At 59.3% G+C, this 24,782-nt stretch carries 29 protein-coding genes; 17 read left to right on the top strand and 12 right to left on the bottom strand.

What is annotated here, in order from left to right:
• Positions 1-2: 2 nt before the first annotated feature.
• From HX815_RS00580 to HX815_RS00570, 3 genes are all read right to left on the bottom strand, one after another.
• Positions 3-407, bottom strand: coding sequence for a type II toxin-antitoxin system VapC family toxin (locus HX815_RS00580; protein ID WP_008432929.1), 405 nt, complete (start codon positions 405-407; stop codon positions 3-5).
• On the bottom strand, positions 400-639 hold the full coding sequence (gene vapB / locus HX815_RS00575; RefSeq protein ID WP_008432930.1) for a type II toxin-antitoxin system VapB family antitoxin: 240 nt from the start codon (positions 637-639) through the stop codon (positions 400-402). The genes HX815_RS00580 and vapB overlap by 8 nt, the downstream gene beginning before the upstream one ends.
• 284 nt (positions 640-923) lie before the next feature.
• Complete coding sequence (locus HX815_RS00570; protein WP_087693116.1) at positions 924-1,883, bottom strand: LysR family transcriptional regulator; 960 nt, start codon at positions 1,881-1,883, stop codon at positions 924-926.
• A gap of 262 nt (positions 1,884-2,145) precedes the next feature.
• Here HX815_RS00570 and argH point away from each other — a divergent pair, with 262 nt between their 5' ends.
• From argH to HX815_RS00540, 6 genes are all read left to right on the top strand, one after another.
• Positions 2,146-3,573 (top strand): argininosuccinate lyase, encoded by a 1,428-nt coding sequence (argH, locus tag HX815_RS00565; protein WP_177027674.1) that lies wholly within the window; start codon positions 2,146-2,148, stop codon positions 3,571-3,573.
• A 138-nt stretch (positions 3,574-3,711) separates the two neighbouring features.
• Positions 3,712-4,590 (top strand): amino acid ABC transporter permease, encoded by an 879-nt coding sequence (locus tag HX815_RS00560; protein ID WP_003211504.1) that lies wholly within the window; start codon positions 3,712-3,714, stop codon positions 4,588-4,590.
• Between the two features lie 23 nt (positions 4,591-4,613).
• Entirely contained in the window at positions 4,614-5,378 is a 765-nt protein-coding gene (locus HX815_RS00555; RefSeq protein ID WP_003211502.1) for an amino acid ABC transporter ATP-binding protein, read from the top strand.
• A 25-nt stretch (positions 5,379-5,403) separates the two neighbouring features.
• Positions 5,404-6,225 (top strand): ABC transporter substrate-binding protein, encoded by an 822-nt coding sequence (locus HX815_RS00550; protein ID WP_177027673.1) that lies wholly within the window; start codon positions 5,404-5,406, stop codon positions 6,223-6,225.
• A 147-nt stretch (positions 6,226-6,372) separates the two neighbouring features.
• Entirely contained in the window at positions 6,373-7,542 is a 1,170-nt protein-coding gene (locus tag HX815_RS00545) for an MFS transporter (protein ID WP_003211499.1), read from the top strand.
• 64 nt (positions 7,543-7,606) lie between these two features.
• Complete coding sequence (locus HX815_RS00540; protein ID WP_177027672.1) at positions 7,607-8,557, top strand: hypothetical protein; 951 nt, start codon at positions 7,607-7,609, stop codon at positions 8,555-8,557.
• Positions 8,558-8,569: 12 nt separating this feature from the next.
• On the opposite strand, the gene HX815_RS00535 is transcribed toward HX815_RS00540, so the two are convergent.
• From HX815_RS00535 to HX815_RS00525, 3 genes are all read right to left on the bottom strand, one after another.
• Positions 8,570-9,226 carry a hypothetical protein gene (locus HX815_RS00535; protein ID WP_023659241.1) on the bottom strand — a complete coding sequence of 219 codons (657 nt, stop codon included), beginning with the start codon at positions 9,224-9,226 and terminating at the stop codon, positions 8,570-8,572.
• A 43-nt stretch (positions 9,227-9,269) separates the two neighbouring features.
• Positions 9,270-9,632, bottom strand: a complete 363-nt coding sequence (locus tag HX815_RS00530) for a hypothetical protein (protein ID WP_003211495.1) — start codon at positions 9,630-9,632, stop codon at positions 9,270-9,272.
• 78 nt (positions 9,633-9,710) lie between these two features.
• Positions 9,711-10,517, bottom strand: a complete 807-nt coding sequence (locus tag HX815_RS00525) for a sulfite exporter TauE/SafE family protein (protein ID WP_177027671.1) — start codon at positions 10,515-10,517, stop codon at positions 9,711-9,713.
• Between the two features lie 115 nt (positions 10,518-10,632).
• Here HX815_RS00525 and HX815_RS00520 point away from each other — a divergent pair, with 115 nt between their 5' ends.
• From HX815_RS00520 to HX815_RS00505, 4 genes are all read left to right on the top strand, one after another.
• The gene (locus HX815_RS00520; protein WP_177022219.1) at positions 10,633-11,403 is read left to right on the top strand and encodes a helix-turn-helix transcriptional regulator; all 771 of its coding nucleotides are present in this window, start codon (positions 10,633-10,635) and stop codon (positions 11,401-11,403) included.
• 104 nt (positions 11,404-11,507) lie between these two features.
• A complete protein-coding gene (locus HX815_RS00515) occupies positions 11,508-11,828 on the top strand; it encodes a helix-turn-helix transcriptional regulator (RefSeq protein WP_023659239.1) in 321 nt (106 codons plus the stop codon).
• Between the two features lie 47 nt (positions 11,829-11,875).
• Entirely contained in the window at positions 11,876-12,238 is a 363-nt protein-coding gene (locus tag HX815_RS00510) for a type II toxin-antitoxin system RelE/ParE family toxin (RefSeq protein WP_003211487.1), read from the top strand.
• On the top strand, positions 12,213-12,551 hold the full coding sequence (locus tag HX815_RS00505; RefSeq protein WP_003211485.1) for a helix-turn-helix domain-containing protein: 339 nt from the start codon (positions 12,213-12,215) through the stop codon (positions 12,549-12,551). Before HX815_RS00510 ends, HX815_RS00505 begins: the two co-directional genes overlap by 26 nt.
• 28 nt (positions 12,552-12,579) lie before the next feature.
• On the opposite strand, the gene HX815_RS00500 is transcribed toward HX815_RS00505, so the two are convergent.
• Positions 12,580-13,518, bottom strand: coding sequence for a GlxA family transcriptional regulator (locus HX815_RS00500; RefSeq protein ID WP_008432938.1), 939 nt, complete (start codon positions 13,516-13,518; stop codon positions 12,580-12,582).
• A gap of 116 nt (positions 13,519-13,634) precedes the next feature.
• Between HX815_RS00500 and HX815_RS00495 the strand changes: the two genes are divergently transcribed.
• Positions 13,635-14,429 carry an SDR family oxidoreductase gene (locus HX815_RS00495; RefSeq protein ID WP_008432939.1) on the top strand — a complete coding sequence of 265 codons (795 nt, stop codon included), beginning with the start codon at positions 13,635-13,637 and terminating at the stop codon, positions 14,427-14,429.
• 6 nt (positions 14,430-14,435) lie between these two features.
• Here the strand turns inward: HX815_RS00495 and HX815_RS00490 are convergent, their stop codons facing one another.
• The 3 genes from HX815_RS00490 to HX815_RS00480 form a co-directional block, all read right to left on the bottom strand.
• A complete protein-coding gene (locus HX815_RS00490) occupies positions 14,436-15,818 on the bottom strand; it encodes an amidase family protein (protein WP_256351031.1) in 1,383 nt (460 codons plus the stop codon).
• A gap of 235 nt (positions 15,819-16,053) precedes the next feature.
• Complete coding sequence (locus HX815_RS00485) at positions 16,054-16,818, bottom strand: amidase family protein (RefSeq protein ID WP_177027670.1); 765 nt, start codon at positions 16,816-16,818, stop codon at positions 16,054-16,056.
• Between the two features lie 123 nt (positions 16,819-16,941).
• Positions 16,942-18,000 (bottom strand): MBL fold metallo-hydrolase, encoded by a 1,059-nt coding sequence (locus HX815_RS00480; protein ID WP_003211475.1) that lies wholly within the window; start codon positions 17,998-18,000, stop codon positions 16,942-16,944.
• Between the two features lie 124 nt (positions 18,001-18,124).
• On the opposite strand from HX815_RS00480, the gene HX815_RS00475 reads away from it, so the two are divergent.
• From HX815_RS00475 to HX815_RS00460, 4 genes are all read left to right on the top strand, one after another.
• Positions 18,125-18,745, top strand: coding sequence for a TetR/AcrR family transcriptional regulator (locus HX815_RS00475; RefSeq protein WP_003211473.1), 621 nt, complete (start codon positions 18,125-18,127; stop codon positions 18,743-18,745).
• A gap of 188 nt (positions 18,746-18,933) precedes the next feature.
• Positions 18,934-19,992: a diguanylate cyclase gene (locus tag HX815_RS00470; protein WP_003211472.1), complete on the top strand. Its 1,059-nt coding sequence runs from the start codon at positions 18,934-18,936 to the stop codon at positions 19,990-19,992.
• A gap of 239 nt (positions 19,993-20,231) precedes the next feature.
• Positions 20,232-21,551 carry a PAS domain-containing methyl-accepting chemotaxis protein gene (locus tag HX815_RS00465; RefSeq protein ID WP_008432948.1) on the top strand — a complete coding sequence of 440 codons (1,320 nt, stop codon included), beginning with the start codon at positions 20,232-20,234 and terminating at the stop codon, positions 21,549-21,551.
• Between the two features lie 80 nt (positions 21,552-21,631).
• Positions 21,632-22,147, top strand: coding sequence for a DUF1003 domain-containing protein (locus tag HX815_RS00460; RefSeq protein WP_003211469.1), 516 nt, complete (start codon positions 21,632-21,634; stop codon positions 22,145-22,147).
• A gap of 105 nt (positions 22,148-22,252) precedes the next feature.
• Here HX815_RS00460 and HX815_RS00455 read toward each other — a convergent pair whose 3' ends face one another.
• Complete coding sequence (locus tag HX815_RS00455; protein ID WP_177027669.1) at positions 22,253-23,137, bottom strand: LysR family transcriptional regulator; 885 nt, start codon at positions 23,135-23,137, stop codon at positions 22,253-22,255.
• 79 nt (positions 23,138-23,216) lie between these two features.
• Between HX815_RS00455 and HX815_RS00450 the strand changes: the two genes are divergently transcribed.
• Together HX815_RS00450 and HX815_RS00445 are read left to right on the top strand one after the other, a co-directional pair.
• Positions 23,217-23,912, top strand: a complete 696-nt coding sequence (locus tag HX815_RS00450) for a CTP synthase (protein ID WP_102369737.1) — start codon at positions 23,217-23,219, stop codon at positions 23,910-23,912.
• Positions 23,909-24,232, top strand: a complete 324-nt coding sequence (locus HX815_RS00445; protein ID WP_177027668.1) for an antibiotic biosynthesis monooxygenase — start codon at positions 23,909-23,911, stop codon at positions 24,230-24,232. Before HX815_RS00450 ends, HX815_RS00445 begins: the two co-directional genes overlap by 4 nt.
• A gap of 172 nt (positions 24,233-24,404) precedes the next feature.
• On the opposite strand, the gene HX815_RS00440 is transcribed toward HX815_RS00445, so the two are convergent.
• Positions 24,405-24,728: a DUF2025 family protein gene (locus tag HX815_RS00440; protein ID WP_177027667.1), complete on the bottom strand. Its 324-nt coding sequence runs from the start codon at positions 24,726-24,728 to the stop codon at positions 24,405-24,407.
• Between the last annotated feature and the right edge of the window lie 54 nt (positions 24,729-24,782).

Genomic DNA, 24,782 nt, shown 5'->3' with positions numbered 1-24,782 from the left:
CCTTAGGCGGCGATCCAGTTTTCCACGATCAAGCCATTCACTCGCTTGAACTCACCTTCGTTGTTAGTCACCAAGACCAATCCTGAGCTTCTGGCGTGGCCCGCGATGTGCAGGTCATTTACGCCGATTGGAGTGCCCTTCTTTTCGAGATCGGAGCGGATCGAGCCGTAGTGAAAAGCGGCCTTGTCATCGTAGTGAATGACGTCAAGCCGGGAGATGAAGTCCTCCACCGCCCGAGTATTTCTCTCAACAAACTGGCTTTTTTCGGCCCCGTGCATCAATTCCGCAAGGGTGATCGAAGAGATCACCATACGACCTACATTCGCATTGAATTTTTCCAGTATTTCCATAGGCCGACGCTTGATGATGTAGATCACTATGTTCGTATCAAGCATGTACTTAATCATCAAAGGACTCTCGCTCTTGCTGGGTTTGGTCGGCGCGCTCCTCCATAAAATCATCAGATACCGATTCGCTTGCAAGGAAAAAGCTGTCCCAAGTGTTTTCAACCGGCGAAATAATCAGTTCGCGCCCCACGGCACGCACCTCTACAGTTTTCACCCCAGCGGGAAAACGCATGTCAGCAGGGATGCGGATATTTTGTGTACGGTTATTGGTGAAGATCGTTCCAGTAGACATAAGGAACACCTCTTAAGGCATGGGAAGACAGGTAAGAATGATAGTTTGCAGGTGCTCTATTGCATAGCTCTATAGCAGCTACCCGACGAGCGTAGCCGAACAGGTAGCTGTTGGTAGCGGCGCAGGAAGCGCATTTTCATGCGAAGAAGAAGTTGGGCAAGTTGCGGCGGTGATGCGGGTGGATATGGTCTGCGGGTAGACCGAGTTGATCCCATCGCAGCCTCGCTGGGGCTCGACAGCTCCCACAGGGGGTCTCTGTATGTCCTCAGAGTTGGATGAGCGGATTAGATTGGCGCTTTCAGATCCACGCCCAATGCCGTTGCGAAGGCTTTGACCAGCGGGCTTCGTGGGGCGTTGTGGCGCAGGATAAGGTTGAACGCTGTGCTCAGGTGGATCTGCTCCGGGCATAACACGCGCAGGCGCCCTTCCTTCACCAGCGGCGCGGCGTAGTGTTCCGGGAGGAAGCCCAGGAAGCGGCCGGTGAGGATGAGGATGGCCACGGCTTCAACCTGTGAGGCCGAGGCGGACTGACTGTCGTAGCTGACGAAGTTGGCCTTGTCGCTGTGGATCGCGTAACGATGGTTGACCACTTCATGCTGGCGCAACACATCTGCGTTGATGTCACTCGCTTCAAACAGCGGATGCCCGACGGCGCAGTACGCGTGGGACTTTTCTTCGTACAGCGGGAAATAATCGAATTCTTCCCGTCGCTGGTACACCGGGACGATGCCGACAATCAGCCGCCCTTCCACCACGCCCCGTTCAACTTCGTCCAGTTGCGAGGCATGTAGACGTAATCTTATTTTTGGCGACTCTGTATGTAATCTTCCCAGCGCGTTAATCAATGGTGAATTAACGTCGGAGACGGTGTTATCAATAACGCCCACACTAAGGTCGCCGATCAGTTCATTCTGCGCCGAACTAAGCTTGTCTCTGAAACTGTCTACCGAGGCAAATAATTCAATGGACGCTTGATAGACTAATTTGCCTTCTTCGGTCAGGCCAAACCCTTCCCGCCCTCGCGTACACAGGCGCATGCCGATGCGAATTTCCAGGTCGGAAATCTGCTTGCTGATCGCCGCCAGGCCCACATTCAGCTCGTTCTGCGCCGCGCTGAAGCCGCCCGCTTCGACCACAGCCTTGAACACCCGCAGCAATTTGAAGTCCAGGCCACTGAGTTGCAGGGGCGGTCTTGTGCCGGGTTTTGGCGGTATGTTTCCAGAATTGGAAAGTGGGGTTTCCATAATACGTGTTGACCTCAAGTGCCATATTCAACAGGCTTTGACCTACTCCATGAACATCGCCGGGCGGCAATAATGAACATACTTAACCGCCCTTGGCAACCTTGAATATAGCGGGTTGAACAGCTTTTACCGGCTGATTTAATGCCCATAAAAACCTGACACTTCGATCAGGACTTTTCGTTTTGCTACTGCCCTCCGAATCCATAAGGCCAAGCCACGTCCATCGGGCTTGTCACTTCTAAAAACAAGCGTGAGGAACACCATGTCTCAGCCCACCGATCGCCTCTGGGGTGCTCGTTTCAAGTCCGGCCCGTCTGCTGCTTTGGCGGCGCTGTCCCGTTGCCCCGAGCGCTATTTTCGCCTGACGCCCTACGACCTGGCCGGCTCCCGGGCCCATGCCCGTGAGTTGCAGCGCGCCGGGTTGCTGGATGAGTCGGAAACCTTGCGCACCCTGGAAGCGCTGGACCGGATTGGTGAGGACTTTGCCGCTGGCCGCCTGCACCCGACGCTGGATGACGAGGATGTGCACACCTTCATCGAGCGGGTGTTGACCGAGCGTTTGGGCGCCCTAGGTGGCAAGCTGCGCGCCGGGCGTTCGCGCAATGACCAGACGGCCAACGATTTGCGCCTGTTCCTGCGAGACCACGCGCGCACCATCACCACCGAGGTGTTGGGATTGCAGCAGGCGCTGGTGGACCAGGCCGAGCAGCATATCGAGAGCATCTGCCCGGGCTTCACCCATTTGCAGCAGGCGCAGCCGGTTGTGTTCGCCCATCACCTGCTGGCTCATGCGCAGTCAATGCTGCGGGATGTGCAGCGCCTGGTGGACTGGGATGCGCGTACGGCGTTGTCGCCGTTGGGTGCTGCGGCGATGGCCGGCTCGGCAATTGCTCGCCAGCCGGAGCATTCGGCCAAGGAGATGGGTTACACCGGGCCGTGCGAAAACTCGATTGATGCTGTAGCCAGTCGTGACCACGTGGCGGAATTTCTGTTTGTGGCGGGCATGCTCGGGGTGAATATTTCACGGCTGTCGGAGGAGTTTTGCCTGTGGTCGTCGCGGCAGTTTCGCTGGGTGCAGTTGGACGATGCCTACGCCACTGGTAGCTCGATCATGCCGCAGAAGAAGAACCCGGACATTGCCGAATTGGCGCGGGGTAAGGCTGGGCGTTTGATTGGCAACCTGACCGGGTTGATGTCGACGCTCAAGTCGTTGCCGCTGTCGTACAACCGCGACTTGAGTGAAGACAAGCACAGCGTGTTGGACAGCGTGGATACGTTGCTGCTGGTGCTGCCGGCGATGGCCGGGATGGTCGCGACGATGAAGGTGCAGGTGGAAGAGCTGCGGCGTCAGGCGCCAATGGGTTTCACATTGGCAACTGAGGTGGCGGATTGGCTGGCCACTCGTGGTGTGCCGTTCAAGGAGGCCCATGAGATTACCGGTGCCTTGGTGCAGGCCTGTGAGAAGCATGAAATTGAATTGTGGGAAGCCTCGCCGGCGTTGTTGGCAGAGGTGGATACGCGGCTGACGCCGCAAGTGCGTGAGTGCCTGACCCTGGAAGCGGCGATTGCGGCGCGCAGTGGTTGGGGCGGTACGGCGCCGGATCGGGTGCGGGAGCAGATTGGGCGGTTGAAGGTGGCCCTGGCTGCGCAACAGAAGTGGGCAGAAAACTACACCGGCTTTCGAATTTAAAGATCGTTCCCACGCTCTGCGTGGGAATGCCTCTTGTGATGCTCCGCGTCACGCTTTGGGGACGCAGAGCATCCCTTGCTGCATTCCCACGCAGAGCGTGGGAACGATCAGTGTATTCAGTTGTTTTGGAGAGTCACCATGAAACAAACCCCGGCAGAGCGCTTGCAAGCCGAGCGCCAGCAGACCGAGAACCAGTTCGATATCACCCAGTACGAGCACGTGCCGCGTCGCTATTACGGGCGGATGTTTTTTGCCACGTTGATCGTGATCGCACTGGCTGCCTTGCTGCGTGCATTCGCCAACGGCCAGATCGAATGGTCCTACATCGGTCAGTTCCTCACGTCCGAGGCGATCATCTGGGGCTTGGTGAACACCATCATCATGTCGATCCTGGCCATGGCGCTGGGGGTGGTGATCGGGGTGATCACTGCGATCATGCGCATGTCGGCCAACCCGATCCTGCGTTACGTGGCCATCACCTACACCTGGCTGTTCCGGGGTACGCCGCTGATTCTGCAACTGCTGTTGTGGTTCAACCTGGCGCTGATTTTCCCGGTGATCGCGATTCCCGGCCTGTTCAGCATCGATACCGTGGACCTGATGACGCCGTTCGTGGCCGCCCTCCTCGGCCTGAGCATCAACCAGGGTGCCTACACCGCTGAAGTGGTGCGCGCCGGCCTGTTGTCGGTGGACACCGGTCAGTACGAAGCCGCCAAGTCGATCGGCATGCCGAGCCTTCAGGCGCTGCGTAGGGTGATTCTGCCCCAGGCGATGCGGGTGATCATTCCGCCTGTAGGCAACGAGTTCATCAGCATGGTGAAAATGACCAGCCTGGCGAGTGTGATCCAGTACTCGGAGCTGCTGCACAACGCGCAAAACATCTACTACGCCAACGCCCGGGTCATGGAGCTGCTGATTGTTGCCGGCATCTGGTACCTGGCGGTGGTGACTGTTCTTTCATTCGGTCAGAGCCGCCTCGAGCGTCGTTTTGCCCGCGGCGCCGGCAAGCGCTCGTAAGCCCTGACTGAGGAGATTTGCCCATGAGAAGCATCGTCAAGGCCGTGAACCTGAACAAGTATTACGACCAGTATCACGCGTTGCAGGACATCAACCTGGAAGTCGAACAAGGCGAAGTGCTGTGCATCATCGGCCCGTCCGGTTCCGGCAAAAGTACCCTGCTGCGCTGCGTCAATCAGCTGGAAAAAATCGACAAGGGCGGCCTGTGGGTCGATGGCGAACTGGTGGGCTACCGGGTCGTCGGCAACAAGCTGCATGAGTTGAATGAATCACAGATTGCTCGTCAGCGCCTGGCCACCGGCATGGTGTTTCAGCGCTTCAATCTGTTCCCGCACATGACCGTGTTGCAGAACATCATCGAGGGCCCGTGCCAGGTGCTCAAGCGCTCGCCCAAGGAAGCCACCGAGGATGCGTTGGAGTTGTTGGCCCGCGTCGGCCTGGCGGACAAGCGCAATGCCTACCCGGTGGAGTTGTCCGGCGGCCAGCAACAACGTGTGGCAATTGCCCGTGCGCTGGCGATGCGCCCCAAGCTGATGTTGTTTGACGAACCCACGTCGGCCCTCGACCCGGAGCTGGTAGGAGAAGTGCTGTCGGTGATGCGCGATTTGGCCACCACCGGCATGACCATGATTGTGGTCACCCATGAGTTGGGCTTCGCCCGCGAAGTGTCCAACCGCATGGTGTTTATGGATGCCGGCCAGATTGTGGAAGCCGGCAGCCCGGAAGAAATTCTAATAAGCCCACAAAACCCGCGTACCCAAAGCTTTATTTCTGCCGTTCGCACTTAACTAAAAAACTAACGAGAACGCCCCCATGAAAAATCTGTTTCTTCCAAGTTTGCTCGTAGGCCTGATGGCCTCCACTTCGGTTTTGGCGGCATTGCCGGCAGCGATCAAGGACAAGGGTGAGATCAGCGCGGCCATCGTGCCGAACTACCCACCGATGGATTTCAAGGACACCGCCACCAACAAGCTCACCGGCCTGGACTTTGACCTGGGCAACGCCCTGGCCGAGCGTTTGGGGGTGAAGATCAAGTGGCAGGAAACCGGCTTCGAACAAATGCTCAGCGGCCTGACCACCAAGCGCGTGGACATTGTGCTGTCGGGCATGACCGACACTGCCGAGCGTCAGAAGGCGGTGACCTTTATCGACTACTTCACCAGCGGCCCGCAGCTGTACACCCTGGCCAAGCGTGAAGACCTCAAGGAATTGACTGACCTGTGCGGTAAAAAAGTCGGCACCAGCCGACGTACGACCTGGCCGTCGGAAATTGCCGCGTGGAGCAAGGAAAACTGCGAAAAGGCCGGTAAGCCAGCCATCGTGGTGATTGGTACCGAGGGCTCGGCGGATGCGCGGGCTCAGTTGCAGCAGAACCGTCTGGATGCGGCGATGCAGGGCAGTGAAACCATTCCTTACCTGATGTCGCTGGACAAGGGTAAGTACAAGCCAGTGGGCCTGGCGATTTCCAAGCAGTTCACCGGGCTTGGGATTGAGAAGAGCAATACCGAGTTGGTCACGGCCATCAGTGAGGCGTTGCAGGGCATGATTGATGATGGGACGTATGGCAAGATTCTGAAGAAGTGGGATCTGGAGCAGGGTGCGGTGGAAAAAATCAGCATCAATGCCGGCCAGTAACTCGATCTAAATGTGGGAGCGGGCTTGCTCGCGAATGCGGTGGATCAGCCGGTACAGTTGGCACTGACACACCGCATTCGCGAGCAAGCCCGCTCCCACACTGGATCTTCATCGCCTTGAAAAAAGAATAAGGACATCCGCCCCACCGTGGCCACGTACTCCCTGGTAATCCGCCGCCTGATGATCTGCTCGGTGACCATCGTCGTCAGCCGCGCCATGACCAGCCCATTGCTCGCCCTGTTGCTGAGCACCCGCCTGGGCCTCAACCAGCAAGACATCGGCTTGCTGATGGGCATCGCCGTGTTCATCGCCACCCTGCTGGGCCTCTACGGTGGCTACATCATCGACCGCCTGGAAAAGCGCAAGCTGCTGATCCTGGCGATGCTTTCCAGTTCCATCGGTTTTCTGTTGCTGACCTTCGCCAGCAACCTGTACCTGACCACCCTGACCCTGGTGATCACCGAAGCCGCTTCGGCACTGTTCCTGATCGGCTCCAAGGCGATCATCAGCGAGAATCTGCCGGTGGGCCAGCGGGCCAAGGTGTTTTCCCTGCGCTACACCCTGACCAATGTCGGCTACGCCACCGGCCCGATGCTCGGCGTGGTGATTGCCGGGCAGATGCCCCTGGCACCGTTCCTGATCGCCAGCGCGATTGCCTTTGGCAGCCTGTTCCTGATGATCGGCATCCCACCGACCCAGCGCGACGACAGCAACAAACCCTTAAGTTTTCTCAGCACCCTGAGAACCCTGCGCAGCGATCGCACCTTGATCCTGTTCACCAGCGGCAGCCTGTTGAGCACCATTGTCCACGGGCGCTACACCCTGTATCTGTCGCAGTTTCTGCTGGTGGCCTACAAGCCGGAGAACGCGCTGAAAATCCTCTCTGCGGTGCTGGCGTGCAACGCGATCACGGTGATCCTGATGCAGTACCAGATCGGCCGCTTCCTCAAGCGTGAACAACTGCGCTACTGGATCGTGCTCGGCACCTCACTGTTTATTGCCGGGTTGATCGGCTTCAGCATGGCGGACGGCCTGGTGTCGTGGTGTGTCGCGATGTTTGTGTTCACCCTCGGGGAGATGATCATCTACCCGTCCGAGTTCCTGTTTATCGACACCATCGCCCCGGACGCCCTGCGCGGCAGTTATTACGGCGCACAAAACCTGGCGGCATTTGGCGGGGCACTGAGCCCGGTGATCTGCGGCTACCTGCTGATCAACGCATCCCCCGCCTCTATGTTCTATGTACTCAGCGGGCTGACGGCGGTGGGTGGCACCTTGTGTTTCCTGAGTGGCCGGCGTGTGGTGGTCCGTGCGTAATTTCTACTGATATTTGCTCGATATCCCGCTATTAATAGCGAAACCTCTCACGGACCCGAGCCCCATGAAATTCGACACGGCCTACAGCCTGAGTCTCGACGACAAGCTGTCGATCTATGACGTGCGCGACCTGAATTTCGACGAAACCGCCGCCTTCGATTCCGACAAGGACAGTTTCCTGTGCCCCAACGACGAATGCCGGGCGGCGTTTGCGGCGGGCAATGTGTTGGGCACGTTCAATGCAAAAAACGTCAATTACCTGCGTACGCCCCACTTCAAGAACATCCCCAGCACCCGGCATATCGAGGGTTGCCGTTACGCCAGTCGCCCTGCCGGAAAAGGCGAATCTGAGGATGGGCCGGAGGAAAACTTCCCGTCGGAATTTGTCCTGACGCGGCGCCAGTACGAACGCAAAACGCCGGTCATCGGTGCTGAGGGTGGCACCGCACAAGAGCCACCGAAAACGCCGGCAACCCGCAACGCCTTGTCTCACAGCTCAAGCGACACCACCCCGGACAAGACCAGCGTCTTTGCCCACCCCGTGGAATGCTACGTGTCGAATATCGGCGATAAGGAAAAGCTGAAAAGCATGCCCTTGAAGATCGGCGATCACACCGCGACCTACTGGACGTTTTTCAAGAAGATCGAATACCTGCAAGACAATAAAGGCCTGATCTACTGGGGCAAGATCAAGGAGATCAAGGACTACACCAGCAGCTTTCGCATCGACTTCGAAAAGAAAGCCTGGCTCGACAAGAAGCCCTATTCCATCAACGTTTACCTGAGCAAAAAACTGATCGAGGACTACCGCAAGCGCAAGGCGTTCCTGGAGCAGATCAAGGCCGCGGTGGACAGTGATCGGCCGTTGTATTGCTTCTTCTACGGGGTGACGCCGGAGCTGAAACAGGTGCCAAGCAAGAAAAACCCCGAGCAGACGTTCGGGGTATTCAGTGCCAATATCGAGAACCTGGATCACCTGATTATTCGCGAGGCGCCGGGGTTGGGAGAACGGTAATGCGATTCCAGGTCAGGCCCTTCGGCTGAATAAACGGTACTTTTCACGTGCAAGTGCGGCGCCCGCAGGGTCCAAGCCGCCTACCGTGACCAACCAGTGAATCAGCATTTCCTCATCCGGTAAATGAAGCCCCTTCACATCTTTCAAGCTTCGAGGCGTATGGTTGATTCGAGCGTCGTAATGCAGAGCGCTCCAAGGCATTGCAACAAGATCCACGCCTTCTGCGTCCATCTCAAAACTCCGCAATATTTCGTTGATTTGAGTCTGCGCACTCCGATCACCCCGCTGCTGTAGAGAGTACGACTCGACCAAACTGACGAATTGCTGCTCAGGCACAGACGGATCAACCAAATCCAAAACATCAGACTTCAAGGCGAGATCCAAAACACCACTCATCCACCGATTAATAAAGGTGCGCACGAAGCCATCGGCGTCGGCTTTTTTCATATCAAAAAACAGCATGCAATAGCGGGTTTTCAGATGTATCGCCAACAGCACATGTTTACGTTGCACCGTCGCGGCATGGACCAGCCACTGATGAGGGTCGGCGTACAGGTCATCGCCCTGGCGCTCTTGTGTCGGCGGTTTTTGAACCGGGGTAATTTTTTTGCCTTTGTGAACCCGGCTAAAAAAATTACCAGCCGCCTGCGTACAATTAAAACTAAGCATCAAGATATTTCCTGAACATTCTGACTGAAGTCTAAGACAAGACTCAGTCGCCTTGTACGTGTGCAGCAACCCACTCGATTTCGTAACGCTGCCTGACCGCGTAGCCGATAGCGCTCAATGTCTCTTCGCTTAATACCGACAACTCTGAATCACTCAACAAATCATGCCTGATCATTTGCGCAAGGCTCTCGCGGGCTTTCGAACGACTGTAGAGATCAAACATTCGGACGACATCGTTATCGCGATCCCTGGTGAGGCTATACAGCGTCCTGTACCGAGCCTCGGCAGAAAGCGTTTCGCGCTCGCTGATGGTCTTTGCATCAGCCAGTACGCCTAGGTAAAAGCGTTCAAGCGCCAATGCCCTGAGGACTTTGAACTTCTGCCAATCGCTTTCGGAAATGGACATGACATTCCCCCGGTCACTTTCTTTTGAATAGAGAAGTATCCCTAGCCTGCGGCTAAAAGAACGCAAAATCCACTTGCGTCAGACCAGCATGCTCACCATCACCACGCCCAACAACCCGATATACACCCGCGCATGCAGTGCATCCGGGATGCGACCGATCCACGGCGTGGCCAGGCGAATGCCCAGCAGCGAGCCCAGGGTGAGGATGGCGAACGCCAGCAAATCGACATAGCCGACAAACCACGTGCCCAATTGCACCTCGGCGAATCCCGCCATGAGCATGTAGGTAAACGTACCGGCCAGCGCCACCGGCACGCTCAGCGGGTTGGCCATGGACGTGGACTGGGACATGCTCAAGCCACAACGGCGTAACAGCGGCACGGTCATCACGCTGCCGCCCACACCCAGGAAGGTCGCGATCAGGCCAATGGCGATGCCGCCGCCCGTCACTTCCATGCCGCTCAGGCGTCGTGGCTGGAGTGTGTCGTCCTGGCTGAGAAAGCCCCTGCGCAACAGACAATCGACGATGGTGATGGCCAGGTAGGCGATAAAGGCGTACCGCATGAAATCGCCGCTGGCGAACATTGCAGCCCCTGCCCCCAGCACGGCGCCGACCCCGATGTACCCGCCCAACGGCCACAGGTAGTGGCGAATCAGATTACCTTTGCGCTGGTGTTTTCCGGTAGCAAGCAGCGCGTTGACGATCATCACGCAGGTGGAGGTGGCGACCGCGATATGCATCGCTGATCCACTCACGCCCGCGTCGTGGCTGAGCTTGAGCATGCCGTACAGCAACGGCACCACCACGAACCCGCCACCGAAGCCGAACAGCACAGCGGTCACGCCGGTCATACAGCCGAACAGTGCCAGTAATAGATAGAACATCGGGAATCGCCTTCAGTATCAGGGAGAGCTGTCGACGATAGAGATTCAAGGCTTGGCCCGCTTGCGCATGTCGGCCAATAATATGCGAGATATTGCCACTTCCGGAATCAGCTCCATGCGCAACGTTTCCATCGCTCAGCTCGACCTGACCCCGCGAACGGTCGTGGCAATCGGCACCGACTATCCCCACGGCTATCTGCTCAAGCGCCACAGCCATCGCCGCGGCCAGTTGCTGTATGGCGCCACCGGGGTGATGCAAGTCAGCACCCAGCAAGGCAACTGGGTTGTGCCGCCCCAGCGCGCGGTGTGGATTCCGGCCCAAGTGCCCCATGAAGTGCTGATGCTCGGCGTGTCGACGCGCAGCCTGTATATCGAACCGCACGCCGTCACCGACTTGGGCACCGACTGCCACGTCATCAACGTTTCACCCCTGATGCGACAGTTGCTGATGGAGGCGGTGGAGCTGCCGCTGGAATACGACGAGGCCGGGCGCGACGGTGCGCTGGTCAGCCTGCTGTTGTATGAACTGGCACGTGCCACGCACTTGCCCCTGCATATCCCGCTGCCGGAGGACCCTCGCCTGCTTGCTCTGTGCCTGACGTTTCTGCAGCGGCCGGACGTGCACCAGTCACCGGTTCAATGGGCGCAACAATCGCACCTGAGCCTGCGCACCTTCAGCCGGCATTTCCGCCAACAAACCGGCCTGAGCTTCGTGCAGTGGCGCCAGCGAGCCTGTGTTGTGCAGGCCTTGGCGCGGTTGGCCAGCGGTGCAAGCGTCACCCGGATCGCCCTGGACCTGGGCTATGAAAACCCGGCGGCATTTTCCAGCATGTTCCGCCGGGTGCTGGGCCAGTCACCGAGCACCTACCTGGAAGGGGCGAAATAGAGCGGCGGCAGCGCTATCGGAAAATCCAGTTGATGAGCGGTCAAAACAACTGTACAAAAACACAGTATAGTTTGCCCTCCCCCCGTCGAACCTGGAGAAAGTCCATGTCCTCTCTGGCAATGAGCAGCACCGTAGAACAGCAGATCGTCCTTCATCAATTCACCCCACGGCACAGCGTCCAGGCCCGCCTGATGCTGGGCTGGAGCCGGGAAGACCTGGCCCGGGAAGCGGATGTGGAAGTGGACGCCCTTCAACGTTTTGAAAGCCATGGCGACGTGGACGATGCTGTCCGCCTGAGTGTGGCGTTTCGCCTGGAGGCTGAAGGGTTGGTGTTTTTCCCGGGCTTTGCGCCGGGTTGGGGGATGAATGTGCGGGGCTCTTTGCCACTGTCGTCAGAGCATTCAGTGCTTGAAACGGTTGAGTAAGATTTCTCTTCGCGCTGACGCTTATCCCTATTTAGGTATATCCTCTCATGAGTTCATGGAAGCCACTCCTCTGGGTGGGCGGTAGCAAGAAAGATCTGCAGCAAATGCCTGGGCCTGTTCAAGATGTGTTTGGCTTTGCGCTCCACCTCGCCCAAGGAGGAGGCAAGCACTCACAGACCAAGGCATTGAAAGGGTTTGGCGGTAACGCGGTACTTGAGGTGGTGGAGGATTTCGACAGCAACACTTATCGTGGTGTGTATACCGTCCGTTTCGACTCAGCTGTTTATGTCCTTCATTGCTTCCAGAAAAAGTCGACGAAAGGCATCGCTACAGCACAGCACGACATACAACTGATCAAACAGCGACTCAAGGCGGCGCAGGATCATGCACAAGCATCACAACGCGATTGAGATCGAAGAAAGCACCGGCAATGTCTATGAAGACATCGGGCAGCCCGACGCCAGTGAAATGCAGGTCAAGGCACAGCTGGCGACGAAGATTGGTGAGATTCTCAAGGCACGTAGCCTCACTCAGGCACAAGCCTCCGTCATTCTCGGTTTATCCCAACCCAAGGTGTCTGAAATGCTGCGTGGCAGGTTTCGGGGTATCAGTGAAGCCAAAATGCTTGAGTGTTTGTCGCGCCTGGGGCGCGATGTGCAAATCGTTATTACGGCTGCGCCAGCTTCACGTACTCAAGGACGTATTGAAGTGCTATTCGCCTGAGTTGCCCTAGGTTCTGGCTCCCGCAAGTTCACGCCTGCAACTGCAACGCCCGACGGATCATTTGTGGCGGTTGGCCAAACGCTCGCAGGAAGGCTCGACGCATGCGCTCCGGGTCACCGAAGCCCGTCTCCCGGGCGACAACGTCGATGGAGTGGCTGCCGGATTCGAGCATCAACCTCGCCGCTTCAATGCGCAGGTGTTCTACCGCCTTGGCCGGGGATTGCCCGGTTTCGGCGCGGAACAGTCGGCTGAACTGACGCGGGCTGAGGTGTGCCGCTTGCGCCAGTTGTTCTACCGAGAGGTCCTCGTGCAAGTGCCCTTTGGCCCACGCCAGGGCGGTTTGTACGCGGTCGGACTTTGGGTCCAGTTCCAGCAACGCCGAGAACTGTGACTGGCCACCGGCACGGCGATGGTAAACCACCAGTTTTTTCGCCACGTCGCGGGCCACTTCCACGCCCAAATCGTGCTCGACCAGGGCCAGGGCCAGGTCGATGCAGGCGGTCATCCCGGCAGAAGTCCAGAGCGGGCCATCGACGGTGAAGATCCGGTCTTCCTCCAGCTTCACGTTGGGGTAGCGCTGGCGAAACGTCATGGCGTGGTACCAGTGGGTGGTTGCCTTGCGCCCTTCCAACAGGCCGGCCGCTGCCAGGTGGAACGAACCGGTGCAGGCCGATGTAACCCGGCGCGACGCCGTCAACGACGCTTGCAGGTACTCCACCATGCCAGGAGTGGGCTCAAGTAGTTCGTTGTCCCCCAGCACCAGGATCGTGTCGTAGACCTGCTGCCCGAACGCCAGGCTATCAATGGCAAAGCCCATGGAGCTTTTTATCGGCCCGCCATGCTCCGACAACAAGTCCACGCGGTAGAACGGTCGCCCCACCACGAAGTTGGCAAACTCGAACACGCTGCTGGTGGACAGGCTGAGCACCTGGAAACCGGGAAAAAGCAGGATACCGACGGACACCATGGCCAAACCTCATGTCTCTAAAGGAGGGATATATGACATTGCAGCCACCACATTACACCCATAATCTTGGTTCCAACAAGGCCGATCCCCTCCCCGGCCCATTTGGAGCAACTGCCATGTCGCAACACAAAGGTTATGCCCTGATTACCGGTGCTTCGTCAGGAATTGGTGCGGTGTATGCCGACCGCCTGGCCCGTGCCGGCTACGATCTGATTCTGGTGGCCCGCAACCAGCAACGTCTGGAGCAGTTGGCAACACGCTTGAAAGCCAATACCCAGCGTGACGTGCAGGTGATAGCGGCCGATCTCAATCTGCCAGCCGACTTGGCGCGAATCGCCCGGATCGCGCACGAAGACAGCCGTATCAGCCTGCTGGTGAATAACGCCGGTGTGGGCGCCACGGCTTCGCTGCTGGAGTCGGATGCCGACAAAATGGACGCGATGATTCTGCTGAACGTACTGGCGCTGACCCGCCTGGCCAAAGCCGCGGCAACCAACTTTGTCGCCCAGGGCCGTGGCACGATTATCAATATCGGCTCGATTGTCGCTCTCGCACCCAAAGTGCTGAACGGCGTGTATGGCGGTACCAAAGCGTTCGTGCAGGCGTTCAGCGAATCGCTGCAGCATGAGCTGAGTGACAAGGGCGTGGTGGTCCAGGTAGTGCTGCCAGGCGCTACCGCCACGGAGTTCTGGGACATCGCCGGCCTGCCTGTGAACAACCTGCCGGAAGCCATGGTGATGACCACCGAGAACCTGGTGGACGCCGCCCTGGCAGGCCTTGCCCAGGGTGAAGCCGTGACGATTCCGTCCCTGCCGGACAGCGCCGATTGGGACACCTACGAAAGCGCACGGCTGGCCCTAGGCCCGAACCTGTCGCACCGTGAACCCGCCGCTCGTTATGGGTTGAAGTAATCCGGACTAGCGCAGGCCGGGTGTAAACGCAGGCTTCCTAATTGCATGGGAGGCCTGCTCATACCCGTAGGCGACCGACAGCAACGTGGCTTCGCTCAAATTTGCCCCATAAAAGTGAACAGCCGTTGGCATCCCTTCGTCGTCCATTCCCGATGGCATGGAGATACCGGGATAACCGGCCACTGCCGAGTAGTAGTAACTGTACGAGTGAAAATTGGACACTATTGCGTCAAGCTTATGCTCGGCCAGCGGCTTATCGATGGTGCTTTTGAAAATCGGGCCGATGGCAGCCCATAACTCATTGCGCGCCTCATCACTGATATCCATCCCGTTGATCATGGTGAGCATCTGTTGATCCGGCACACCCGGACCGCTGTTGCGCTCGTTGAATTCAATCAGCTCAGCCAGCGACTTCACCGGCAAGCCTGCCCGTCCGGCCAGGTAGGCTTCAAGCTGGTGTTTAACGTCCGATAACAACGCGTCGTTATATTGTTCATGGGTTTCGTACGGGACGCCCTCACCCAGTTGACCCACGGGTACCAATGTCGCGCCCTTGCCCCGCAGCAACGTAATGGCATCCTCGAAGTGCTGCCTGTCGGCTATTTTCGCCGGGTCGTTGGCATCTTCTGCTGATAACTCAGGCAACGGCGTATAGCCGATGCGCTTGCCCACCAAGGCGTCAGGCTTGATTCCCTGGGTGTAGCGGTTGGTATCCGTCATCGCATCCAGTGCTTGCGCCGCATCACGCACGTTACGGGTGAAGGTGCCCACCGTGTCCTGGCGGGAACTGGTCATCACCCCTTCAGTGCTCACTAACCCTTCGGTCGGTTTGAAACCAATAACACCGTTGTAAGCCGCCGGCGTAATGATTGAACCATTGGTTTCGACCCCCAATGCCAAGGGCACAATCCCTTGAGCAACGGCTACCGCAGAGCCCGTACTCGATCCCGCCGCCTGGCCATCCAGCCGATGCGGGTTGAGGGTCAAGCCGCCCCTGGAGCTCCAGCCATCAACCGGAGCCTCAGAGCGAAAATTGGACAATTCGCTCATGTTGGTTTTTCCAATAATCACAACGCCAGCCTTCAGCAGGTTGTCCACCACCTTGGCGTTCCTTGAAGCGGGCCTGCCCACCAGCGCCATGGAGCCACCGCTGGTCTGCATCTTGTCGCCGGTTTCGAACACATCCTTGAGCGCTATCGGAACGCCATGCAAAGGCCCGCGCACTTTGCCTTCGGCCCGTTCCAGATCCAGCGCACGGGCTTTCACACGAGCGTCAGGATTGATTTCAATGAATGCATTGCCGCCCTGCAAGCCCTTGTCCATGTTGGCGATCAGCTTCAGCGAATCCCTCACCACCGAATCGGAACTGGCCCCATTGGGCCGGGTCATGGCCGCTGCCAAATCGTCGGCACTCCTGTAGGCCTGTGGCGGGTTCACCACTGCATCGAAAAGCCCCGCTGCCCATCCCGCGCCCAAACCTGGTCCGATCATAAATACTCCCCGCCTGCCTGAATGTTGGGAATACCGTTCGATATCCCTGCCTCAGTCTAAGAAGCGAAATACTCGATGACTCGGGGGCAACTCTTACCGCGGCGTACGATCACTCTCCCCATGGCGTAGGCCCTTAAAGCCGCCCTAGAGCCTGCTGGCAACCTCGCACCAACGCCGCCAGACGATCTCTGGACCAGTGCGCACCATAGAACCAGACGACCCTCGACACCCCGTCGACGTCGGTGCCCGCGGGCACGCTGAAGCGTGGGTTATCGGCAGTCGCTGCTTTGTGGAAAGCAACACCTTGCGCATCCGCCACCACCCCATCCAGGCGGTTTTCCGTGACCCGGTCGTTAATCTCATTGCCGGGGTCCAGGGTGAAGTGACGTGTGTCATCGGTCACCCGCGCCGTCACAGGCACCAATTGCGCACCGGCTGCACGCAGTACGTCCAGTACCCGGGCAAAGTGCGAGCTGTGTTTGGCGGGTTTGCGCACATCACCGGTAACGTACTCGCTGGCAAAACCAATACGGCTGCCAGCCAAGGGCGGTGTGTTGATCAGATGACCCGAATCAGCGACGGGTGGAATCTCCACCATCACCCGCCCCTCAGGGTCGACACCGCTGAGGGCAATCAGTGATAACGCGGGATCGCGCACGCTGTGCATCATGGGGCCAGGGAGGTCGAGCCTGGGGCCGTAACCGCCCGTGGAGCCAAACTCCAGGCCGCCCTGGTGAGTGGCCGAATTGACGATCGTACCGGCCGCATGACTGCCAAACACAACACCCTGGCTGGCAGTGGGGGCGCAAGGCTGGGGAGTACAACTGTCCCCCGATCCTGAAGGCTTGAACAGGCAGCGCACGCCCGGCCCCGTGACCTTCCTACTCTTATCGTCCATACACTCCCACGCCCCGGAATAAAGTTTCGAGGCGTGATTGCATCCCTTCAGCGAGGTGGATGTCTGTCGGAAATGGCTGGTTATGGCTCGTTCAAAATCCCTGAGCGCGCGATCAGACGGTGATTATCCGCTGACGTGCGCTTCACTGCCCTGATGCTCGACTTCCAGCCACCAGGCCTGCCCGCGCTCCGGCTGGTTGAGCATGAACGCCTGCCCCATCGCCGGTGTGGTGATCGACACGTTACGCTCCCATGCCAGCGCCATGATGCGGTCGAAGGGTTCGTGCCATGCATGAAACGCCAGGTCGAACGTGCCGTTATGGATCGGCAGCAGCCAGCGGCCCTTCAAGTCGATGTGCGCCTGCAGGGTTTCTTCCGGTTGCATGTGCACGTGGGGCCAGTCGACGTTGTAGGCCCCCGTCTCCATCAGGGTCAGGTCAAACGGGCCGTACTGCTCGCCGATACGCTTGAAGCCCTCGAAATAGCCGGTATCACCGCTGAAGAAAATTCGCCGTGAGCCGTCGATCATCACCCACGAACACCACAGCGTCTGGTTGCCATCGAACAGGCCGCGCCCGGAAAAGTGCTGGGCCGGCGTGGACACAAAACGAATCCCGTCCACTTCAGTGCCCTGCCACCAATCCAGCTGCCGCACCTTGCTGGCATCCACACCCCACTTGACCAGGGTATCGCCCACACCCAGCGGCGCGAGGAAATAGCGGGTCTTGTCCGCCAGTTGCACCACCGCCTTGTGGTCCAGATGGTCGTAGTGGTTGTGGGAAAGAATCACCGCCTCGATCGGCGGCAGGTCCTCAAGGCTGATCGGCGGCTGATGGAAACGCTTGGGGCCCGCCCAACTGAACGGCGAAGCACGCTCGGCGAACACCGGGTCGGTCAGCCAGAACTTGCCGCGCATTTTCAGCAGCACGGTGGAATGGCCGAGGCGGAAAACGCTATGGTCCGGGGCGGCAAACAGTTGCTCGCGAGTCAGCGGCTGCACCGGGATCTCACCCACCGGGCGCGTGCTACGGGGCTTCTGGAAGAGCATCTTCCACATGATGCCCAGGGTCTTGCCCAAGCCGCCATGCTGGATGGGCTTCTGATTGGTGAAGTGACCTTGATGCTGTTCGGAAGACTTGGGCGCTGTAGAAGAACTGTCGAGACGGGTTGAGATCGTGGCCATTACCGAGGAACTCCTGCAGACTGCTCTAAAAATTACACTGCACAGTGTAGTTTCTAGATTGCAACAAAACCGGGAGCAAGTAAACTACCGAGTGTAAGTTTCCCTTCAGAGCCGAACTCCCACCATGACTGTACCCCTGCGCCTCACCGACCGTAAACGCGAAGCCATCGTGGCAGCCGCCATTGCCGAGTTTCGTGACAACGGGTTCGAGGTCACCAGCATGGACAAGATTGCCGCCACGGCGGGGGTTTCCAAGCGCACGGTGTACAACCACTTCCCGAGCAAGGAAGAGCTGTTCGCCGAGATCCTGCATCAACTGTGGGCCAGCAGTGTTGCGCAACTGGACGTCAGCTACGCCAGCGACCGCCCGCTGCGAGAGCAACTGCGCGGGTTGCTGCAGGCCAAGATGACGATGATGTCGGACGCCAACTTCCTCGACCTGGCCCGGGTCGCGATTGCCGCCACCATCCACTCGCCGGAACGTGCCCAGGACATGGTCAACCGCCTGAGCAAGCGTGAAGAAGGCTTCACCCAATGGGTGCGCGCCGCCCAGGAAGACGGCCGGCTGAGCTGCACCGACCCATGCTTCGCCGCCCACCAGGTGCAAAGCCTGCTCAAGGCCTTTGCCTTCTGGCCACAGATCACCCTCGGCCAGCCGACCCTGGACGCCGACGCCCAAGCGAACGTCATCGAGTCGGCCATCGACCTGTTCCTCGCAGGCTATGAGGTCGTGCCGCAGCACTGACCTGTTGCAGGAACGACATCCAAGGTCGTTTTTATCTGATTCGCCGCGTGTCCTTTGCAAATGGCCTGGAAGGACACTGATTATTCCCACGCGAATAACTGACAATATTCACACGTATTATCCGACCAGTGGTTTTCCCGATCACGTGTGCCGTCGTACCTGCAAAAAAAGAATCGACCCAGGAATCTATGGAAAACCAACGAGGCAAAGGGCTGTCATTTGCCAGACGTATCTACAGGCCAAGGATCATCGGCCTGGGCATCGGCTGCATCAGCGTCATCGCCGCGCTCTACCCACTGCAAATGCCAGGCTGGGTCTGGGCGTTGCTGCTGTTCAATGGTTTTGGCTGGGCGCACCTGGCCTATCAACTTTCGACCCGCTCCGATTTCCCCTACAAGGCGGAACGGCGAAACCTGCTCTACGACTCGCTGCTCGGCGGGTTCTGGGCGGCGACTACACAGTTCACGCCACTGACGGCCGTGACCATCCTGTCGATGATGACCATGAACAACGTCGCCGCCGGCGGCAAACGCCTGTTCCTCCACGGCATCGTGGCGCAACTGGCAGGTATCGGCGTGTCCTGGCTGCTGTTTGGCATCCACTTCAATCCAGACGTCAGCCTGGTCCAGGTCTACGCCTGCCTGCCGATGCTGACCCTGTATCCCATGGCGCTGGGCATGGTCTGCTACCGCCTGGCGATCAAATTGTCGGAACACAAACGCGCCCTGAGCGCCCTGAGCCGCACCGACAGCCTCACCGGCCTGCTCAACCACGGTTCGTGGAAAGACCTGCTGCACCTGAAGTTTCACAAGTGCCAGCAACAACATGGGAACGCCACCATCGCACTGATCGACATCGACCATTTCAAGCAGATCAACGACAGCTATGGGCACATCATCGGTGACCAGGTTCTGCGCCAACTAAGCCTGGAACTTCGACGCAACCTGCGGGCAAACGACCTGGCCGGGCGATACGGCGGCGACGAGTTCTGTGTGATTCTTCCTGACATGCCCATGGAACAGGCCGCGCAAGTCATGGAACGCATGCGCGAGGTGTTCAGCAATTACCGCAACCCGGAAATCCCCGAACTGCGGGTCAGCCTGAGCATTGGCCTGGCGTCTTTCCAGAGCACCTTCACCGACGCGGCCATGTGGCTCAACGCAGCGGACCGCGCGCTGTACGCGGCCAAGGACACCGGCCGTAACCGAGTCAATATCAGCGACTACGTGGTCGCCCATTCCGCCTGAATCCCGCCCTCTGCATCTCGTCTGAATTAAACGCGCCCGTCGCCGACCGATAGCATAATGCCGCCATTGGTCGACTGGCATAGAACTTCTTGCCGGCCATACGACTCAGAACCCGCTGTTCCACCCCGCTGCCAGCACAAGGAAGCTGGCAATGAGCACGTTTGCCGTATGGCCAGGCCTTACGGTGGCAGGCGCCCCCATGGATACCCCTGACGCTTGCTTCCCCCGAGCACACGACCATGCTATTCAACGCCCATAAAAAAACCATCAGTACCCTGCAAGCCACCCTTGCCCAGCAAGCCAGCCTTCTCGACGCCATCGACCGCTCCATGGCGGTGATTGAATTTGATCTGCAAGGCACAGTCCTGCGGGCCAACGAGAATTTCCTCAAGGCCATGGGCTACACCGCCGACCAAGTCGTGGGCCAGTCCCACCGCCTGTTCTGCACCCCGGCCTTTGCCCGCAGCGCCGAGTACGGCCAGCTATGGACGCAACTGCGCAACGGCCAATTCCAGTCCGGCACCTTTGAGCGCGTGACCAGCGACGGCCAGCCGATCTGGCTGGAGGCCAGCTACAACCCGGTGCGCGACGAGTCCGGCAGCGTGGTGAAAGTGGTGAAGTACGCCATGGACGTCACCCCGAAAATGCAGGCCGAGAGTGAAGCCAACGCCAAGTTGCAGGCCATCGACCGCGCCATGGCGGTGATCGAGTTCAACCTCGACGGCACCATCATCAGCGCCAACCAGAATTTCCTGCAGCGCATGGGCTACAACCTGGCGCAGGTGCAGGGCAAGCATCACCGCATGTTCTGCACACCGGAGCTGGCCAACAGCAGCGCCTACAGCGATTTCTGGCGACGGCTGAACCAGGGTGAGCTGTTCAACGGCCAGTTCGAACGCATCGACAAAAACGGCCAGGTGGTGTGGCTGGAAGCCAACTACAACCCGGTGTACGACGCCAGCGGGCGCCTGTGCAAGGTGGTGAAATACGCCTCCGACGTCACGGCCATGGTGGAGAAACACGCGGCCGACGCGCAAAGCGCCACCCAGGCTTATCACATCTCGCTGCAAACCCGGGACATCGCCGAAAAAGGCGCCGAGGTGATCCAGCAGACCGCCACCGGCATGCGTGAGATTGCCGCCAATATCGACGGTTCTTCCGCGCTGATCGCCAAGCTGGGCGAGCGTTCGCAGCAGATCACCGCCATCGTCAACACCATTCGCGGGATTGCCGACCAGACCAACCTGCTGGCATTGAACGCTGCCATCGAAGCCGCACGCGCCGGCGAACAAGGGCGTGGCTTTGCGGTGGTGGCCGATGAAGTGCGGCAATTGGCGGCGCGCACCAGCGGTTCAACGGCCGAGATTTCGTCGATGATCGAGATGATCCAGACCGAAACCCGCCAGGCCATCGACAGCATGGACGGTACCCGCGACCGCGCCGCCCAGGGCGTGGACCTGGCCAACCAGGCCGGCACGGTGATCCTGCAGATTCGCGAAGGCGCCAGCGAGGCGGTGCAGGCTGTGAGTGCGTTTGCCAATGAACGGGGCAACAGGTAAGCGACAGGCTTCTTCATGTGCCAGGCCGAGGGCTCGGTCTATAGTGGTGGCTTGTCTTACGCCACGGATTCGAGCCCGCCATGACCCCGGATAAACCTGAAGCCAACGTTGACCACCTGCGCTTTCATCGTAAACACGCCCATCTCGCGCCGACCTTTGGCAACGACACCTTTGCGCTGAAAGCCGAAGCCTTCGCGCGCTTCTTTGGTACCCCGACGTTCCTGGGGGCGCAAACGGCAATCGTGATTCTGTGGGTCGTGCTCAACATGACCGGCATCACGCACTTTGACGTCTACCCGTTCATCCTCTTGAACCTGGCGTTCAGCCTGCAATCGGCCTATGCCGCCCCCTTGATTTTGCTCGCCCAGACCCGCCAGGCCGCACGGGACAAGGCCCAATCCGACGCCGACGCCCAGCACCGCGAAGCCCTGGCCGTGGCCAACACCGAACGCCAGGCCCAGGCGGCGCAGACCACCAAGCAACTCCTGGAACTGTTGGAGCAGAACACCAAGCTCACCGAGATGACCAAACAACTGACCGAACGCATCGAAGGGCTGACCAGCGAAATGCACGACCAATTCGTGCGCAAGACCTGACCCTCCCACGCATCCCGTGTGGGAGCTGGCTTGCCTGCGATTGCATCACCGCGGTATGCCTGATGCACCACAGCGCCTGTATCGCAGGCAAGCCAGCTCCCACAGTTATCTCACCGGCAAACGCACATGCTGGCCCAACTGATCAAATAACGTCACCACCGAGCGCAAGGCCCGGCAATCGGGGCGCGTCAGCAGCCACAGGGCGGTGTCGTGCCCCACCAGCGGCGGGCTCAACGGTTGCAGGTCCGCGCCCAGCAGGTAATCCGGCAACGCGGCCACGCCGAGTCCCGCGCGTACCAGTTCGGTTACCGAAACCATGCTGTTGCAGCGATAGGCCGGCATCACTCCCGGCAAGTGCTGGCGCCGCCAGGTGACGGTGGGGTGATCCGGCAGGAAGTCATCCGGCGCGATCCAGTTCAGGGCCGCCAGTTCCTCCCCCCCATGCTGGCGGGCATAGTCGGCACTGGCGCACACCCGATACGACACCGTGCCCAGGCAACGTCCTACCAGATGCTCGGGCGGTGCCTTGGTCAGGCGCAGGGCGATATCCGCATCGCGGCGACTGAGGTTGGCGAAGTCATTGGACGTGCTCAGCTCCAGGGTCAGCGCCGGGTAACCCGGCATGAACTGCGCCAGGGCCGGCAGCAACAGTGACTGCAATACCGAGTCCGTGCACGTCAGGCGCACCGTACCGCTGATCACTTCACCGCCCTGCTCCACTCCCACACGTGCTGCCTCCAGCGCCTGTTCGGCACGTTCGGCCTGCTCGGCGAGGGTGGTGGCCAAGGTGGTGGGCAGGTAGCCGGCGCGGCTCTTTTCGAACAGCGTCTGGCCCAGTGCCGTCTCCAGCCGCCGCACTGCGCGAAACACCGTAGACACATCCACCCGCAGCAACGCCGCCGCCCGCGCGAGCGTGCCGCCGCGCACCAGGGCGAGGATCAGGGAAAGGTCTGGGTAGTCGATCTGATAGTGCGCCGCTGCATTGAACATGTGTGTTAACGCCAATATTGATTGCGTGAACGCCAATCTATAGTGAGCGCCAGGACTCAACAAGCCACGGATACCCTCGATGAATAAAACCACCCTGCACCTGGCCCTGATCGGCGACTACGATGCACAGGTCACCGCCCACCAGGCCATTCCCCTGGCGTTGCAACAGGCCGGCGCGGCGCTGGGCCTGACGGTGCGGTTCGACTGGCTGGCCACCGACACGATCAAATCCACCGAACAACTGCAGCACTACGACGGCTTCTGGTGCGTCCCCGCCAGCCCTTACCGTGATCTGGACGGCGCCCTGCTGGCCATCCGTTATGCCCGTGAACAGCGGCGCCCTTTCCTCGGCACCTGCGGCGGTTTTCAACACGCGGTGCTGGAATATGCCCGCAACGTGCTGGGCTGGGCCGACGCAGAACACGGCGAACTGGCTCCCGATTCGCCCCGTGCAGTACTCACGCCCCTGACCTGTGCGCTGGTGGAAGCGACCGACACCATCCGCTTGATGGCCTATACCCGCATCGCCGAGGCCTACGCCACCCTGGATATCCATGAAGGCTACCGTTGCCGCTATGGCATCAATCCAGACTTCGAAAGCGCATTGCTGGAAGCCGACCTGATTGCCAGCGGCCATGACTCGGCGGGTGACCTGCGGGCGGTGGAGTTGCTGGGCCATCCGTTTTTTGTCGCCACCCTGTTCCAGCCGGAACGTGCGGCGCTTAAAGACGTCACCCCGCCGCTGGCCATTGCGCTGCTGAAGGCCTGCGCATGATCGCCAAGACACCCAAACCGCCGTACTACGCCGTGGTGTTCAGTTCATTGCGCACTGAAGGTGACAACGGTTACGGACAAGCCGCCGACCGCATGCTGGAACTGGCCCGGCAACAACCCGGTTTTCTCGGCGTGGAATCGGCGCGCGGGGACGACGGGCTGGGTATCACGGTGTCCTACTGGAGCAGCGAAGCCGCGATCCTGGCGTGGAAGCAGCACGCCGAACACACTGAGGTGCGCGAACAGGGCCGCGCCACCTGGTACTTGGCGTGCCATACACGAGTGTGCAAGGTGGAGCGGTCTTACGCGTTCGAGCGCTGAAACCTCAGCCTGTGTAAAACACTTAATGTGGACAAGGGAGGCTCTGTGGTGAGGGCGCTTGCTGTAGTGAGGGAGCTTGTGTGGTGAGGGAGCTCCCTCACCACAGCAAGCCTCCTGCCACAGCAAGCTCCCTAGCCACAAAAAGCGCTCCAGCCGCAGGGCTATGCGGCACTCAACTGACCAGACTGCGCACCGCACTGATCTGTGGAATCTCCACCCGACGCATGTACACCCGCAGCGGTTCGGTGATGTTGATGCGATCGTCGATGTTCTGGTCCAGCAACAACTGGATCCGCTCGCGGGACAAGGTCATGGCCTGCCCGTCGATCGGCAGCCAGACAAACTCGGCGGTTGGGATAATGCCGTCATCGGCCACGTCCATGCCGAAGGAGTCTTCGCTGAAACGGACGATGTACTGGCCAGTCTTGCGGTTCAGGCCGACAAAACCCTGGAGTTGGTCGGCGGCCTGGCAGATAAGCTCGGAGGTGATGCGCATGGTAAACCTCACTGAAAAGTCCTACTTGGACTGGAAAGATGGTTTACACGCGTG

This window comes from Pseudomonas sp. E6002 (genome assembly GCF_013385565.1).
Classification (GTDB): Bacteria; Pseudomonadota; Gammaproteobacteria; order Pseudomonadales; family Pseudomonadaceae; genus Aquipseudomonas.
This window is presented reverse-complemented; position numbering and strand designations above follow the sequence as displayed.